Source organism: Bradyrhizobium sp. SEMIA, assembly GCF_014844175.1.
In the GTDB taxonomy this organism is placed as follows: domain Bacteria; phylum Pseudomonadota; class Alphaproteobacteria; order Rhizobiales; family Xanthobacteraceae; genus Bradyrhizobium; species Bradyrhizobium arachidis.
Window position 1 is genome coordinate 5,244,758 of record NZ_CP046601.1, and the last position, 15,104, is coordinate 5,259,861.

The 15,104-nt window shown below is 66.4% G+C and carries 11 protein-coding genes; 6 read left to right on the plus strand and 5 right to left on the minus strand.

Annotated elements, in window-relative coordinates; all coding sequences use genetic code 11:
* Positions 1-5 precede the first annotated feature (5 nt).
* The 6 genes from FOM02_RS25545 (at position 6) to FOM02_RS25570 (ending at position 9,104) form a co-directional block, all read left to right on the plus strand.
* On the plus strand, positions 6-488 hold the full coding sequence (locus FOM02_RS25545) for a cytochrome c-type biogenesis protein (RefSeq protein ID WP_027558819.1): 483 nt from the start codon (positions 6-8) through the stop codon (positions 486-488).
* Positions 489-593: 105 nt separating this feature from the next.
* Entirely contained in the window at positions 594-1,937 is a 1,344-nt protein-coding gene (locus FOM02_RS25550; protein WP_027558820.1) for a methyl-accepting chemotaxis protein, read from the plus strand.
* Positions 1,938-2,161: 224 nt separating this feature from the next.
* Complete coding sequence (locus FOM02_RS25555; RefSeq protein WP_027558821.1) at positions 2,162-3,742, plus strand: Do family serine endopeptidase; 1,581 nt, start codon at positions 2,162-2,164, stop codon at positions 3,740-3,742.
* Positions 3,743-4,013: 271 nt separating this feature from the next.
* The gene (locus FOM02_RS25560; protein WP_035731438.1) at positions 4,014-4,694 is read left to right on the plus strand and encodes a response regulator transcription factor; all 681 of its coding nucleotides are present in this window, start codon (positions 4,014-4,016) and stop codon (positions 4,692-4,694) included.
* Complete coding sequence (locus tag FOM02_RS25565; protein WP_265440085.1) at positions 4,678-6,138, plus strand: sensor histidine kinase; 1,461 nt, start codon at positions 4,678-4,680, stop codon at positions 6,136-6,138. The genes FOM02_RS25560 and FOM02_RS25565 overlap by 17 nt, the downstream gene beginning before the upstream one ends.
* Positions 6,135-9,104, plus strand: a complete 2,970-nt coding sequence (locus FOM02_RS25570) for a bifunctional [glutamine synthetase] adenylyltransferase/[glutamine synthetase]-adenylyl-L-tyrosine phosphorylase (protein ID WP_027558824.1) — start codon at positions 6,135-6,137, stop codon at positions 9,102-9,104. The genes FOM02_RS25565 and FOM02_RS25570 overlap by 4 nt, the downstream gene beginning before the upstream one ends.
* Here the strand turns inward: FOM02_RS25570 and FOM02_RS25575 are convergent.
* Genes FOM02_RS25575 through FOM02_RS25595 form a run of 5 tightly spaced genes read right to left on the minus strand, consistent with a single transcriptional unit; the run spans position 9,079 to position 15,050 of the window.
* Entirely contained in the window at positions 9,079-9,315 is a 237-nt protein-coding gene (locus FOM02_RS25575; protein WP_027558825.1) for a formate dehydrogenase subunit delta, read from the minus strand. The genes FOM02_RS25570 and FOM02_RS25575 overlap by 26 nt on opposite strands.
* Entirely contained in the window at positions 9,302-10,132 is an 831-nt protein-coding gene (fdhD, locus tag FOM02_RS25580; protein ID WP_027558826.1) for a formate dehydrogenase accessory sulfurtransferase FdhD, read from the minus strand. Before fdhD ends, FOM02_RS25575 begins: the two co-directional genes overlap by 14 nt.
* A 4-nt stretch (positions 10,133-10,136) precedes the next feature.
* Positions 10,137-13,010, minus strand: coding sequence for a formate dehydrogenase subunit alpha (gene fdhF / locus FOM02_RS25585; RefSeq protein WP_027558827.1), 2,874 nt, complete (start codon positions 13,008-13,010; stop codon positions 10,137-10,139).
* Positions 13,011-13,020: 10 nt separating this feature from the next.
* Positions 13,021-14,577, minus strand: a complete 1,557-nt coding sequence (locus FOM02_RS25590) for a formate dehydrogenase beta subunit (protein WP_265440086.1) — start codon at positions 14,575-14,577, stop codon at positions 13,021-13,023.
* Positions 14,574-15,050 (minus strand): formate dehydrogenase subunit gamma, encoded by a 477-nt coding sequence (locus FOM02_RS25595; RefSeq protein ID WP_027558829.1) that lies wholly within the window; start codon positions 15,048-15,050, stop codon positions 14,574-14,576. The genes FOM02_RS25590 and FOM02_RS25595 overlap by 4 nt, the downstream gene beginning before the upstream one ends.
* Positions 15,051-15,104: the final 54 nt, after the last annotated feature.

Sequence of the window (15,104 nt, forward strand, 5' to 3'; positions counted from 1 at the left end):
TTGTGATGCGCCGGATGATGGCTGCGTTCGTCGCCTTGATGCTGCTGGCTGTGCCGGCGGCGCACGCCGTGCAGCCCGACGAGATCATGTCGGACCCCGCGAAGGAGGCCCGCGCGCGCGACTTGTCGCGCGAGCTGCGCTGCATGGTCTGCCAGAACCAGTCGATCGATGATTCCGATGCGCCGCTGGCGCGCGATCTGCGCCTCCTGGTGCGCGAACGCATCGCGGCCGGCGACAGCAATTCGCAGGTGCTCGATTTCCTGGTGGCGCGCTACGGCGAGTTCGTGCTGCTCAAGCCGCGCTTCGAGCGGCAGACCATGCTGCTCTGGCTGCTCGCGCCGCTGCTGCTGATCGGCGGCGGCCTCGCGCTGTGGCTGCAGATCCGCCGGCGCGCGAAAAGCGGTGCAGATCTACCAGCTCCGCCGCTCACGCCTGAGGAAGAGGCGCGGCTTGCGGCCTTGATGTCGGACGAGCCAAAATCGTCCTAGCTACGTAATGATACGTAGGCGGCATCACGTAGCTCATTTCATGCCCTGTTGACCTTTGTCTGGAAGCTTGTCGCGAGCTTTGATTCCAGCCTCGAGTCCGCAGCGATGTTCACCAACAGCAATCTGACGATCCGTTTCCTGGTCGGCGCCATGGTCGCTGCATTATTGTTCCTGCTGGGCATCGGCGGCGGCACCGGCTTCGTCGCGGTGCTCTATCTCAACAACGAGATCACCAGCCTGTCGTCGGACTTCGCCGCGCTCAGCGGCCCCGCGCGCGACCACGCGATGCAGATCTATCAGCAGGCGCAGACAGCGTTCTCGTATTTCATGGTCGCCTGCGGCGTGATCGCGGTGATCGCTGCCGCGATCTGCCTCACCACCTGGTTCGCCGTGCGCAACGGCATCCTCAATCCGCTGGCGGCGATCGTGCATGCGATGCGCGAGGTCGCCGACCAGAAGTTCGAGACGCCTGTTCCCGGGCTCGGCGGCACCAATGAGATCGGCCTGCTCGCCGGCGCGCTGGAGGTGTTCAAGACCAACGGCCTCGAGCGTCGCCGCCTCACCGAGCAGCAATTACACGAAGCGCAGCATCAGGCCGAGCGCTCGACATTCCTCGACGAACGCGTCAAGCACTTCAACGACCTCGTCGCCAGCGTTGTCGACAGCGTGGCGTCATCCGCAGTGCACCTGAAGAGCAACGCGGAGACATTGTCCCGCACCGCCAATGACACCAGCACCAAGGCCAATGCGGTCGCGAGCGCGGCAAGCCAGGCCAACGCCAGCGTGCAGACGGTTGCGGGCTCGGCCGAGGAGATGACGAATTCGATCGGCACGATCAGCCGCCGCGTCACCGATGCGACCCAGCGCGCCGAGGGCGCAGCGTCCCAGGCCGAGAAGAGCCGCGACACCATCCACACGCTCTCGGATGCCGCCGACAAGATCGGCGAGGTCGTGCAGCTGGTGCAGGCGATCGCCGCGCAAACCAATCTCCTCGCGCTCAATGCCACCATCGAGGCGGCGCGGGCTGGCGAAGCCGGCAAGGGCTTTGCAGTGGTCGCGTCCGAGGTGAAGAGCCTCGCGCACCAGACCAGCAAGGCGACCGAGGAGATCACCTCGCATATCGCCAGCATCCAGGGCATCACCGCAGAGACGCGGGGCGCGATCGATGGCATCTCGAAGACGCTGTCGGAGATCTCCTCGATCATGTCCGGCATCGAGGTCGATACCGCCCAGCAGCGCAACGCCACGCAGGACATCACCCGCAGCGCACAGGACGCCGCGCACGGAACCCTCGATGTCTCCAATCACATCGCCCAGATCACCGCGACCTCTGCCGAGACCGGCCGCATGGCCGCCGAGGCCCGGGATTCCGCCGTCGATCTGTCGCGTCAGGCCGAGACCTTGAAACGCGAGGTGGACGAGTTCATTCTCAGCGTTCGGGCGAGCTGAAAACGCTGAAAAAGCTGCGCTTTCGGCCCATCAGGCAAGTGCGGTTAAGTTCCTAAAAAACCACGACTTTTGGCCTGCGATAAACTGCCGCATCGGCCTCGCCCCTGCATTACAAAAGTTTAACCCCGCCGCCAGCGCACGGTAAGGCGGAAGACCCCATCTTCAGGTCCGTAAAGGTGCCGTATCCGGCACCAGATGGATTTCAAGGCCTTGGAGATCTCTGCATGACCGACCCTATCGACCTCTCGAACCTTCCGTCCTACCGGCAGCCACGCCGGTCGGTGTTTTCCGCGCGCAAGATCGCGCTGATGGCCTCGGTCGTCGCCGGCCTCGGCGCTGCCGTTTACGGCTTCAGCCCGTCGATGTCGCCCGCCGACCTGTTCTCCAGCCCGGCGCATGCGCAGGTCAACAACGAGGTTCGCAAGGTCGAGCGTCCGGTCGGCTTCGCTGACATCGTCGAGCGCGTGAAGCCGTCGGTGATCTCCGTGAAGGTCAACATCAAGGAGAAGACCGCCAGCAACGATGATGGCGACGACGCACAGTCGCCGTTCCAGCCGGGCTCGCCGATGGAGCGCTTCTTCCGCCGCTTCGGCGGTCCGGACGGCATTCCCGGCCTGAAGGGTGGCGGCCGAGGCCGCGTCGTGCAGGGCCAGGGCTCGGGCTTCTTCATCTCGGCTGACGGCTTTGCCGTGACCAATAACCACGTCGTCGACGGCGCCGACAAGGTCGAGGTCACCACCGACGACGGCAAGACCTACACCGCCAAGGTGATCGGCACTGACCAGCGCACCGACCTCGCTCTGATCAAGGTCGAGGGCGGCTCCAACTTCCCGTTCGCCAAGCTTGCCGACAGCAAGCCGCGGATCGGCGACTGGGTGCTCGCGGTCGGCAATCCCTTCGGCCTCGGCGGCACCGTGACCGCCGGCATCGTCTCGGCCAGCGGCCGCGACATCGGCAACGGTCCCTATGACGATTTCATCCAGATCGACGCGCCCGTGAACAAGGGCAATTCCGGTGGTCCGGCGTTCGACACCAACGGCGAGGTGATGGGCGTCAACACCGCGATCTATTCGCCCTCCGGCGGCAGCGTCGGCATCGCGTTCTCGATTCCCGCCAACACCGTGAAGAGCGTGGTGGCCCAGCTCAAGGACAAGGGCTCGGTCAGCCGCGGCTGGATCGGCGTGCAGATCCAACCGGTGACCTCGGACATCGCCGACAGCCTCGGCATGAAGAAGGCCGAAGGCGCGCTGGTGGCCGAGCCGCAGGCGAACGGTCCGGCGGCGAAGGCCGGCATCGAATCCGGCGACGTCATTACCGCGGTCAACGGCGAGTCCGTCAAGGACGCCCGTGAGCTCGCCCGCACCATCGGCGGCATGGCGCCCGGCGCGACCGTGAAGCTCAACGTGCTGCACAAGGGTCAGGACAAGGTCATCAACCTCACCCTCGGCCAGCTGCCGAACACGGTCGAGGCCAAGGCCGACACCGACAAGGACAGCGGCAAGGGTGCGACCAAGGGCACCGACGTGCCCAAGCTCGGCATGACGGTTGCGCCTGCCGATTCCGTGGCCGGCGCCGGCAAGGAAGGCGTTGTCGTCACCGAGGTCGATCCGAAGAGCGCCGCGGCCGAACGCGGCTTCAAGGAAGGCGACGTGATTCTCGAAGTCGGCGGCAAGAGCGTGGCCACTGCCGGCGAAGTCCGCGACGCCATCAATGCGGCGCGGTCCGACAACAAGAACAGCGTCCTGATGCGCGTGAAGAGCGGCGGCCAGTCGCGCTTCGTCGCGATCCCCCTCGCCAAGGGCTGAGGGCAGGAGGCTTACGAGATGAGGGGTGTCGCCGGCATCAGTCGCCCCCGCCGCCGACGCTCCTCGGGGGAGCAGCGCAACGATTGCTTCCCCAGCCTACCTTCCGGTGGAATTACGCCCCCCCTCCGTCGGAAGGCTAGGCGGTGAAGTCCCCCCAGCTTCACCGCCCGCCTTTTTCTCGATCCGAGACCGCTTCCCTCGGCTTGCATGCGATTGCCGCTCGCGCCATGTTTAGAAAAGGTTGACCTCCTTGACCGCCGCCGAACGCACGATGCGCCTCCTCATCATCGAAGACGACCGCGAATCCGCCGACTACCTCGTGAAGGCGTTTCGCGAAGTCGGTCACATTGCCGATCACGCCGCCGACGGCGAGGAAGGCCTCGCCATGGCCGAGAACGGCGACTACGACGTGCTGGTGGTCGACCGCATGCTGCCCAAGCGCGACGGCCTGTCGCTGATCGGCGCGCTGCGCGACAAGGACAACACCACGCCGGTGCTGATTCTCTCCGCGCTCGGGCAGGTCGACGACCGCATCAAGGGCCTGCGCGCAGGCGGCGACGACTACCTGCCAAAGCCGTATTCCTTCGCCGAGCTGCTGGCCCGGGTCGAGGTGCTGTCGCGCCGCCGCGGCGGACCGGCCGAGGACACGCTCTATCGCGTCGGCGATCTCGAGCTCGACCGGCTCTCCCACCGCGTCGCCCGCGGCAAGGATGAGCTGACGCTCCAGCCGCGCGAATTCCGCCTGCTCGAATACCTTATGAAGCACGCCGGCCAGGTGGTGACGCGCACCATGCTGCTGGAGAACGTCTGGGACTATCATTTCGATCCGCAGACCAACGTGATCGACGTGCACATCTCGCGGTTGCGCTCCAAGATCGACAAGGGTTTTGAGCGGCCGCTGCTGCACACGATCCGCGGCGCCGGATACATGATCCGTGACGGCATTCGGTAAACTCGTCCGCACCACGGCGTTCCGGCTGACGCTGGTCTATCTGCTGCTGTTCGCGATGTTCGCGGCCTCGCTGCTCGGCTATTTCGCGTGGAATACGCGGCGGCTGATCACCGAGGAGATCACGCAGACGGTCAATGCCGAGACCGCCGAGATCGACGAGATCTACGGCCGCCGCGGCATGTTGGGCGTTGTGCGCACGATCGAATACCGGGCGCTGCGGCCCGGCGCCAACCTCTACCTCGTGACCACGCCGACCGGGCAGGCGATCGCCGGCAATGTCGGCTCGCTGGCGCCGGGCGTGTTGGCGACGCGTGGCTGGTCCGAGACGGCGTACCGCCGCATCGAGGATGCCGATGACTGCGACCACCGCGCGCTGGTGCGCGTCACCGAGCTCGAAAACGGCTTCCGGCTTCTGATCGGCCGCGATCTTGCCGAGCGGCGACGGCTGTTCGGCATCGTCGCCAAGGCGGCGCAATGGTCGGTCCTGATCGTGGTGGTGCTCGGCCTTGGCGGCGGCATTTTCGTCGCGCGCCGCGTGCTCACCCGCATCGACGCCATGACCGGCACGGCCCAGCGCATCATGACCGGCGATCTCAGCGGCCGCCTGCCGGTCGGGCGCAGCGGCGACGAGCTCGATCGCCTCGCCGAAAACCTCAACGCGATGCTGGAGCGGATCGAGGCGCTGATGGCGGGGCTGAAGGAAGTCTCCGACAACATCGCCCACGACCTCAAGACGCCGCTGACGCGCATGCGCAATCGCGCCGAGGAGGCGCTGGCGAAATCGGGCTGCGAGGCCGATTACCGCGCCGCGCTGGAACGGACCATCGAGGAATCCGACGGACTGATTCGCACCTTCAACGCGCTGCTGATGATCGCGCGCGCCGAGTCAGGCCAGGCGCGCGGCAACATGGATGATTTCGACGCGGCCGATGTGGCCGGCGGCATCCACGAGCTGTACGAGCCGCTCGCCGAGGACGACGGCATGACCCTGAAGGTCAAGGCCGAGCCGACGCCGGTTCACGCCAACCGCGAGCTGATCAGCCAGGCGCTCGCCAATCTGGTCGAGAACGCGATCAAATATGGCAAGCCGGCCGCGCAGGTGGCGGGAACCGTGGTCAGCATGGACGCAAGGCAGATCACGATCGAGGCGAAGCGCGAGGGCGACCACGTGCTGCTCAGCGTCACTGATCGCGGCCCCGGCATCCCCGAAGCCGATCGCAAGCATGTCGTCGAGCGATTCGTGCGGCTCGAAGCCAGCCGCACGCTGCCGGGCTCCGGCCTCGGCCTCAGCCTGGCCGCCGCGGTTGCGACGCTTCATGGCGGCGAATTGCGGCTAGGCGATGCCAATCCCGGCCTCGTCGCCACGCTGGTGCTGCCGGCGCGTGCGGGCGCGGGCGACAGGGTTGCTCCTCCGCTGCCGGATGTGCCACAGAAGGTGGCATGAACCACTCCGCGCCGGGAAACGCGGACAAGACTGGTGTGAGCCTCGCGACCCGCTTCGCGGAGGCTCCCCATATTGCCGCTTCCGCAACCGACGAACGACGTCTTGAGAGCTGGCTGGCGGAACTTGAGCCGGCACAATCCGCCCGTATCGAGGGCTTGCTGAGCCATCCCTTCGCGCGGGATATCCTGGCCGGCATTGCGGAATTCTCGCCCTATCTGTTCGATCTGGTGCGCGCCGATGCACTGCGCCTGATCCGCCTGCTCGAATGCGATCCGGATGCGCATCTTCCCGCGTTGATCGCGGAGGCGAGGGGCGCAGTGCTCGCGGCGGGCGACGAAACCGAGGTGATGCGCCTGCTCCGCCGCATGAAGGCGGAAGCGGCTCTGCTGACCGCGCTGTGCGACATCGGCGGGGTCTGGCCGGTGATGCAGGTGACGGTGGCGCTGACCGACGTCGCGGTGTCCTCGGTGCAGGCGGCGCTCCAGTATCTGCTGCGGCAGGAAGCCGCACGTGGCAAGCTCTCACCGCCCAATCCGGAAGCCCCTGAAGAGGGCAGCGGCCTGATCGTGCTCGCGATGGGCAAGATGGGGGCGGGTGAGCTGAACTATTCCAGCGACATCGATCTTATCGTGTTCTTCGATCCCGAAGCCACGACGCTGGCGCCCGACATCGAGCCGCAGCCGTTCTTCGTCCGTGTGACGCAAGGCATGGCGCGCATCCTCCAGCAGCGCACCTATGACGGTTACGTCTTCCGCGTCGATCTGCGCCTGCGCCCGGATCCGTCCTCGACGCAAGTGGCGATCTCGCGCGACGCCGCGCTGAACTACTACGAGCGGGAAGGGCGGACCTGGGAGCGCGCCGCGATGATCAAGGCGCGCGCCTGTGCCGGCGATCCCCGGGCGGGCGAGGCGTTGCTCGCCGAGATCGCGCCGTTCGTCTGGCGCAAACATCTCGACTTCGCCGCACTTGCCGACGTGCACGACATGAAGCGGCAGATGCAGACCTATCGCGGCCAGAGCGAGATCGCGGTCGAGGGGCACAACGTCAAGGTCGGCCGCGGCGGCATCCGCGAGATCGAGTTCTTCGCGCAGACGCAGCAGCTGATCGCGGGCGGCCGCCATCCCGAATTGCGGGTGCGGCCGACGCTCAAGGCGCTCGACATTCTCGCCTCAAGCAACTGGATCACGTCCGCTGCGCGCGACGAGCTGACCACGGCGTACGAATTCCTGCGCCGGGTCGAGCATCGTCTCCAGATGATCGCCGACGAGCAGACTCATGCGTTGCCTGAGGACAAGGAGGCGGTCGAGCGTTTTGCGCGCTTCTTTGGCTATGCGGATCGCGAAGCCTTCGCGCGCGACCTGTTGCGCCAGCTCGAGATCGTGCAGGGGCATTACGAAAAACTGTTCGAGGGCGACGACCCGACCGGCACGGCTAAGCTGCCGGCGCTCGACTACAGCACGGGTCCCGACGATCCGCGCCTACTGCAATATCTGTCCTCGCTCGGCTTCAAGAAGCCTGCCGCCCTCGCGCAGACCGTGCGCGACTGGATCACCGGCGATTATCGCGTGTTCCGCAATGATCAGACGCGAGGCGCCTTCGTCGAGTTCGTGCCGGCCCTGATCGAGGGGCTCGCCCATGCCGAGGAGCCGGATCGCGCCGTCGTGGCGTTCGACCAATTCCTCCAGGCGCTCCAGCGCGGCGGCCGGCTGATCACGCTGCTCGGCCAGAACCGCGATCTCGTGGCGCTGGTGGCCTTGGTGCTGGGCGCAGCGCCCCGGCTCGGCGAGATGCTGGCGCGGCAGCCGCAGCTCATGGACGGGCTGATCGATCCGCGTTTCTTCGGCGCCATGCCGGACAAGCAGGAATTGTCGGGACGGCTGGCGGCGACCGTGCAGGACGCCGGCTCATACGAGGAATTCCTCGATCGCCTGCGCCTGTTCGGGCAGGAGAGCCTGTTCCTGATCGGCACGCGCATCCTGTCCGGCACCGTCACGGCGCAGCAGGCAAGCACGGCCTTTGCCGACGTTGCCGAAGGCATCGTCCACACCGTGCACGGTCTCGTCGCCGACCGCTTCGCCGCCCAGCACGGCCGCATCAAGGATCAGGAGACCGCGATCATCGCGATGGGCCGGCTCGGCAGCCGCGAGATGACGGCCTCGTCCGATCTCGACCTGATCCTGCTCTACGATTTCGACGCCGACGAGCCGGACTCGGATGGGCCGAAATCGCTCCAGGGCGCGCATTATTTCGCCCGCTTCACCCAGCGCCTGATCAGCGCCTTCACGACCCGCACCAATTACGGCGTGCTCTACGAGATCGACATGCGGCTGCGCCCCTCGGGGCGCGCCGGCCCGGTGGCCTCGAGCCTCGTCTCCTTCGCCGACTACCAGGCCAACGAGGCCTGGACCTGGGAGCACATGGCGCTGACGCGCGCGCGCGTGGTGTCGGCTTCGAGCGAATTCCAGGGGCGGATCGAGCGCGTGATCCGCGATGTCCTGACCCGCCGCCGCGATCCCGCCATCACCGCCAACGACGTCGCCGACATGCGCCACGCGATCGCGCAGGAGAAGGGCGAGAGCGACCATTGGGATCTCAAATATGCCGCCGGCGGCATGGTCGATATCGACTTCATCGCGCAATATCTCCAGCTCGTGCACGCCTACGACAAGCCCGAGATCCTCGACGTCAGCACCTTGCAGGTGCTGGACAACGCATGCCGGCTCGGCGTGCTCTCACAGTCGGAGACCGAGATCCTGCGTGCCGCGGCGCGGCTCTATCACGATCTGACGCAGATCCTACGGCTCTGCGTCAGTGACCGCTTCAAGCCTGAGACCGCCGGCACCGATCTTCAGCGCGTGATGGCGCGCGCCGGCGATGCGCCGGATTTCTCCGCGCTGGAGGCCCGCGTGAAGGAGACGCAGAGCGAGGTGCGGCGCGTGTTCAGCGCGCTTCTGGAAGGGAAATAGCCTGCTTCAGCGACGTCAGGGCTTCGAGCACGTTCGGCTCGAGCCCAGCGCCGCCGGCATCGAGATGGGCGAAGATCGCGCGCTTCATCCGGGGATCCCAGAACTTCTTGATGTGCTCGGCGATCCCCGGCACGGCCTTGTCGTGGCCCTGGCTGCGGAAGAACGTGCCGATCTGGTTGGCCATGTAGACGAGGCGGTCAGGCGACGACATCGATAATCTCCTGGGCACCAAGAGCCGCGATGCGGCCCTGGTGCGTGAACACTTCAAACCCGTCGCTGCGGGCAATCGCAATCAGCGTGATGCCGGCAGCCTCCGCGGTGCGCACCGCAAGCGCAGTGGGGGCGGAGACCGCGACCATGACAGGCGCGCCGATGGCGGCCGTCTTCTGCACCATCTCGACCGAGACACGGCTCGTCAGCAGCACCATGCCGACGCTGGCGTCGGTCCGGCTCCGCGCCAGCGATCCCGCGAGCTTGTCCAGCGCATTGTGGCGGCCGACGTCTTCACGCAGGGCCACAATGCCGTTTGCCGGCGACCAGAACGCTGCGGCATGGACCGCGCGGGTCTGCATGTTGATCGATTGCAGGGGCGCGATCGCCTGCATCGCGGTCATGATCTGCTGCGGCGTGAAGATGGTCCCTTGCGGCACGACGGCCGCGGGCCGCACGGCCTCCGCGATGGAGTCGATGCCACAGATGCCGCAGCCGGTGGGGCCGGCGATGTGGCGGCGGCGCTCGCTGATGCGCGCGGCGTCGTCCGAGGCCAGCCACATGCGCAGCTCGATGCCGTCGTCGAGGCGAACCACGTCGAGCGACTTGATGTCGTCGACCGACTTGATGATGCCTTCGTCCAGGCTGAAGCCGACGGCGAAATCCTCGAGGTTCTGCGGCGTCCCCATCATGACGGCGTAAGTGCCGCCATTATAGGTCAGCGCCAGCGGCGTCTCCTCCGGGATCAGCCGCGTCCCATCCGACGTGACGCCGTCACGCCAGATGTCGCGGTCGATGGCCTGGACAGGCACGTGCATGCCGTTACTCCGCGGCCTCTGCCGGCACGATGCGGCGGGAATGCCGCGCCTGCTCGTCATAGGCCTTCTGCCAGTCGGACGGGCCGTTCGACGGCGAGATCTGCACGGCCGTGACCTTGTATTCGGGGCAGTTAGTGGCCCAGTCCGAATAGTCGGTCGTGATCACGTTGGCCTGCGTATCCGGGTGGTGGAAGGTGGTGTAGACGACGCCCGGGGAGACGCGGTCGGTGATCTCCGCGCGCAGCGTGGTCTCGCCGGCGCGGCTCGTCAGGCGAACCCAGTCGCCGTCGCGCACGCCGCGCTGCTCGGCATCGTGCGGATGGATCTCCAGACGGTCCTCGGCATGCCAGACCACGTTCTCGGTGCGCCGCGTCTGCGCGCCGACATTGTACTGGCTGAGGATGCGGCCCGTGGTGAGCAGCAGCGGGAAGCGGGGGCCGGTGCGCTCGTCGGTCGCGACATATTCGGTGACGATGAACTTGCCCTTGCCGCGGACGAAGCCGCCGATATGCATCACCGGCGTACCCTCCGGCGCCTTCTCGTTGCAGGGCCACTGCACCGAGCCGAGCTCGTCGAGCTTGGCGTAGGAGACGCCGGTGAAGGTCGGCGTCAGCGCCGCGATCTCGTCCATGATCTCCGAGGGATGGCTGTAGTTCATCTCGAAGCCCATCGCCTTGGCGAGCGCGATGGTGACCTCCCAGTCGGCCATGCCGTTCTTCGGCGTCATCACCTTGCGCACGCGCTGGATACGCCGCTCGGCATTGGTGAAGGTGCCGTCCTTCTCGAGGAAGCTCGAGCCGGGCAGGAAGACGTGGGCGTAGTTCGCGGTCTCGTTCAGGAAGAGATCGTGGACGATGACGCATTCCATCGCCGACAGCGCCGCCACCACATGCGAAGTGTTGGGATCGGACTGCAGAATGTCCTCGCCCTGCACATAGATGCCCATGAACGTGCCTTCGATCGCGGCATCGAACATGTTGGGAATGCGCAGGCCCGGCTCCGGGTTGAGCTTGACGTTCCACAGCGCCTCGAACTGGTCGCGCACGGCATCGCCCGAGATGTGGCGATAGCCCGGCAGCTCGTGCGGGAACGAGCCCATGTCGCACGAGCCCTGCACGTTGTTCTGGCCGCGCAGCGGGTTCACGCCGACGCCGGGACGGCCGATATTACCGGTAGCCATCGCGAGATTGGCGATCGCGATCACGGTGGTCGAGCCCTGGCTGTGCTCGGTGACGCCGAGGCCGTAATAGATCGCGCCGTTGCCACCGGTGGCGTAGACGCGGGCGGCTTCGCGCAGCACCTTCGGATCGACGCCGGTGAGGATCGCGGTGGATTCCGGGCTGTGGTTCGGCTGCGCGACGAAGGCCGCCCATTCCTCGAACTCGGCCCAGTCGCAGCGCTCGCGCACGAAGGCTTCGTTGACGAGGCCTTCGGTGACGATGACATGCGCAAGCGCGGTCACGACGGCAACGTTGGTACCGGGCATCAAGGGCAGATGCAGCGCCTTCACATGGGGCGATTCCACCATCTCGGTACGGCGCGGATCGATCACGATCAGCTTGGCGCCCTGGCGCAACCGCTTCTTCAGGCGCGATGCGAACACCGGGTGAGCCGAGGCGGGATTGGCGCCGATGATGACGGCGACATCGGTCTCCTCGACCGAGTCGAAATCCTGCGTGCCGGCCGACGTGCCGAACGTCTGCGACAGGCCATAGCCGGTTGGCGAGTGGCACACGCGGGCGCAGGTGTCGACATTGTTGTTGCCGAAGCCGCCGCGGATCAGCTTCTGCACCAGATAGGTTTCCTCGTTGGTGCAGCGGGAGGAGGTGATGCCGCCGATGGCGTCGCGGCCGTACTTCTTCTGAATGCCGCGCATCCTCGCGGCGGCAAAGGAGAACGCTTCGTCCCAGGAGACTTCCTTCCAGGGATCCTCGATCCGCTCGCGGATCATCGGCTTGAGGATGCGTTCCTTGTGGTTGGTGTAGCCCCAGGCGAAGCGACCCTTGACGCAGGAATGGCCACGATTGGCCTTGCCGTCCTTGTACGGCACCATGCGCACCACTTCCTCGCCGCGCATCTCGGCCTTGAAGGCGCAGCCGACGCCGCAATAGGCGCAGGTGGTGACGACCGAATGCTCGGGCTGGCCGATCTCGATCACGGATTTTTCGGTCAGGGTCGCGGTCGGGCAGGCCTGCACGCAGGCACCGCAGGAGACGCATTCGGAGCCGAGGAAGCTCTCGCTCATGCCCGGCGAGACGCGGCTGTCGAAGCCGCGGCCGGAGATGGTCAGCGCGAAAGTGCCTTGCACCTCCTCGCAGGCGCGGACGCAGCGCGAGCAGACGATGCACTTGGAGGGATCGTAGGTGAAGTACGGGTTGGACTCGTCCTTCGGCATCCAGTGGTCGTTGCTGCAGCCGTTCGTCTTGGCGAAAACGTGGTTCTCGCCCTCATAGCCGTAGCGCACGTCGCGCAGGCCGACGGCGCCGGCCATGTCCTGCAATTCGCAATCGCCGTTGGCGCCGCAGGTGAGGCAGTCGAGCGGATGGTCGGAGATGTAGAGCTCCATCACGCCCTTGCGCAGCTTCTTCAACCGCTCGGTCTGGGTGTGAATGACGAGGCCGTTCATGACCGGCGTCGTGCAGGATGCAGGCGTGCCGGCGCGGCCCTCGATCTCGACGAGGCAGAGCCGGCAGGAGCCGTAGGCGTCGACCATGTCGGTGGCGCAGAGCTTCGGGATCTGGTGGCCGGCGTCCATCGCGGCCCGCATGATCGAGGTGCCCTCGGGCACCGTGACCTGATTGCCGTCGATGGTCAGCGTGACCATCGTTTCCGATTTGGAGCGCGGCGTGCCGTAGTCGATTTCCTCGATCAGAGACATTGTCGTTCTCCTATTCCGCGGCCTGAAGCGTGGTCGGGATGGGTGCGAAGTCCTCCCGGAAGTGCTTCAATGCACTGAGCACGGGGTAGGGCGTGAAGCCGCCGAGTGCGCAGAGCGAGCCGAATTTCATGGTGTTGCAGAGGTCCTCGACGAGCGCGAGATTTTCATGGACGCGCTCGCCGTTGATGATCTTCTCGATGGTCTCGACGCCGCGGGTCGAGCCGATCCGGCACGGCGTGCACTTGCCGCAGGATTCGACGGCGCAGAACTCCATGGCGAAGCGCGCCTGCCTGCGCATGTCGACGCTGTCGTCGAACACGACGATGCCGCCATGGCCGATCAGGCCGTCGCGCGCCGCGAACGCTTCGTAGTCGAACGGCGTGTCGAACAGCGCGCGTGGGAAATAGGCCCCGAGCGGGCCGCCGACCTGAACCGCGCGGACCGGACGGCCGGTGGCCGTGCCGCCGCCGATCTCGTCGACGAGCTCGCCGAGCGTGACGCCGAAGGCGGTCTCGTAGAGGCCGCCGTAGCGGATGTTGCCGGCGAGCTGAATCGGCATCGTGCCGCGCGAGCGGCCCATGCCGAAATCGGCATAGGCCTTGGCGCCTTCCGCGAGGATGAAGGGAATCGCCGCGAACGACAGCACGTTGTTGATGACGGTCGGCTTGCCGAACAGGCCGTGATGCGCCGGCAGCGGCGGCTTGGCGCGCACGATGCCGCGACGGCCTTCCAGGCTCTCCAGCAGCGAGGTCTCCTCGCCGCAGACATAGGCGCCGGCGCCGACGCGCACTTCGAGATCGAAGCTGTAGGCGGAGCCGCCGATCTTGTCGCCGAGATAGCCGCCGCGTTTGGCCGCCACGATGGCGGCGTTCATCGCCTCGACCGCATGCGGATATTCGCTGCGGATGTAGATGTAGCCCTTGGTCGCGCCGACGGTGATGCCGGCAGTCGTCATGCCTTCGATGACCAGGAAGGGATCGCCTTCCATGATCATGCGGTCGGCGAAGGTGCCGCTGTCGCCTTCGTCGGCGTTGCAGACGATGAACTTGCGGTCGGCCTTCGCCTGCGCGACGGTCTTCCACTTGATGCCGGTCGGAAAGCCCGCGCCGCCGCGGCCGCGAAGGCCGGATGCGGTGACCTCGTTCAGGATCGCATCAGGGCCGAGCGAGAGCGCGCGCTCAAACCCCTTGTAGCCGCCATGGGCGCGGTAGTCGTCGAGCGAGCGCGGATCGATCACGCCGCAGCGGGCGAAGGTGAGGCGGGTCTGGCGCTTCAGCCAGGGAATCTCGTCGGTCGCGCCGAGCCGCAACAGATGCGGTGTGTTGTTGGCGAGCGCGTCGAGCAGGGAGCGCACGTCGGCTTCGGTCACAGGGCCGAAGGCGATCCGGCCTTGCGGCGTTGCGACCTCGACCAGCGGCTCCAGCCAGTACATGCCGCGCGAGCCGGTCCTGACGATCTCAACGGCGACGCCGCGCTTGGCCGCGGCCTGTTCCAGCGCCAGCGCAACCTCGTCGGCGCCGACGGCGACCGCACCTGCATCGCGTGAGACGAAGAGACGCATGCTCATCGCTGTGCCTCCGCAACCAGGGCATCCAGCCGCTTCTCGTCGAGCCGGCCGATGAGGCGGCCGTCGAGCATCGCCGACGGCGCGGTCGCACACAGGCCGAGGCAGTAGATCGGCTCGAGCGTGACGCGATCATCAGCCGTCGTATTGCCGAGCGACACGCCAAGCTTCGATTCGGCGCGCGCGGCCAGCGCATCGCCGCCCGCGGCCTGGCAGGCCTCTGCGCGGCACAGCTTCAGCACGTGGCGGCCGGCTGGCTTGTGGCGGAAATCATGATAGAAGGTGAAAACGCCGTGCACCTCGGCGCGCGACAGATTCAGCGCCTGCGCGACCATGGGAATCGCCGCCTCCGGCACGTAGCCGAACGCCTCCTGAAGCGCATGCAGGATGACGAGCGTTGCGCCCTCCTGCTTCGCATGTTCAGCGATGATCTCGGCGCCGCGCGTCTCGTCCCAAGGCTCGTAAACCGCTGTCATTCTTCGTTCTCAACCTCAGCGTTATTTCCCCACAAAGTATTTGGAATCATTCGA

Excerpts from the sequence above, each read along its gene's own strand:
- FOM02_RS25545 (WP_027558819.1), top strand. The coding sequence starts at position 6 with ATGCGCCGGATGATGGCTGCGTTCGTCGCCTTGATGCTGCTGGCTGTG.
- FOM02_RS25550 (WP_027558820.1), top strand. The coding sequence starts at position 594 with ATGTTCACCAACAGCAATCTGACGATCCGTTTCCTGGTCGGCGCCATG.
- FOM02_RS25555 (WP_027558821.1), top strand. The coding sequence starts at position 2,162 with ATGACCGACCCTATCGACCTCTCGAACCTTCCGTCCTACCGGCAGCCA.
- FOM02_RS25560 (WP_035731438.1), top strand. The coding sequence starts at position 4,014 with ATGCGCCTCCTCATCATCGAAGACGACCGCGAATCCGCCGACTACCTC.
- FOM02_RS25570 (WP_027558824.1), top strand. The coding sequence starts at position 6,135 with ATGAACCACTCCGCGCCGGGAAACGCGGACAAGACTGGTGTGAGCCTC.
- FOM02_RS25575 (WP_027558825.1), bottom strand. The coding sequence starts at position 9,315 with ATGTCGTCGCCTGACCGCCTCGTCTACATGGCCAACCAGATCGGCACG.
- fdhD (WP_027558826.1), bottom strand. The coding sequence starts at position 10,132 with ATGCACGTGCCTGTCCAGGCCATCGACCGCGACATCTGGCGTGACGGC.
- fdhF (WP_027558827.1), bottom strand. The coding sequence starts at position 13,010 with ATGTCTCTGATCGAGGAAATCGACTACGGCACGCCGCGCTCCAAATCG.
- FOM02_RS25590 (WP_265440086.1), bottom strand. The coding sequence starts at position 14,577 with ATGAGCATGCGTCTCTTCGTCTCACGCGATGCAGGTGCGGTCGCCGTC.
- FOM02_RS25595 (WP_027558829.1), bottom strand. The coding sequence starts at position 15,050 with ATGACAGCGGTTTACGAGCCTTGGGACGAGACGCGCGGCGCCGAGATC.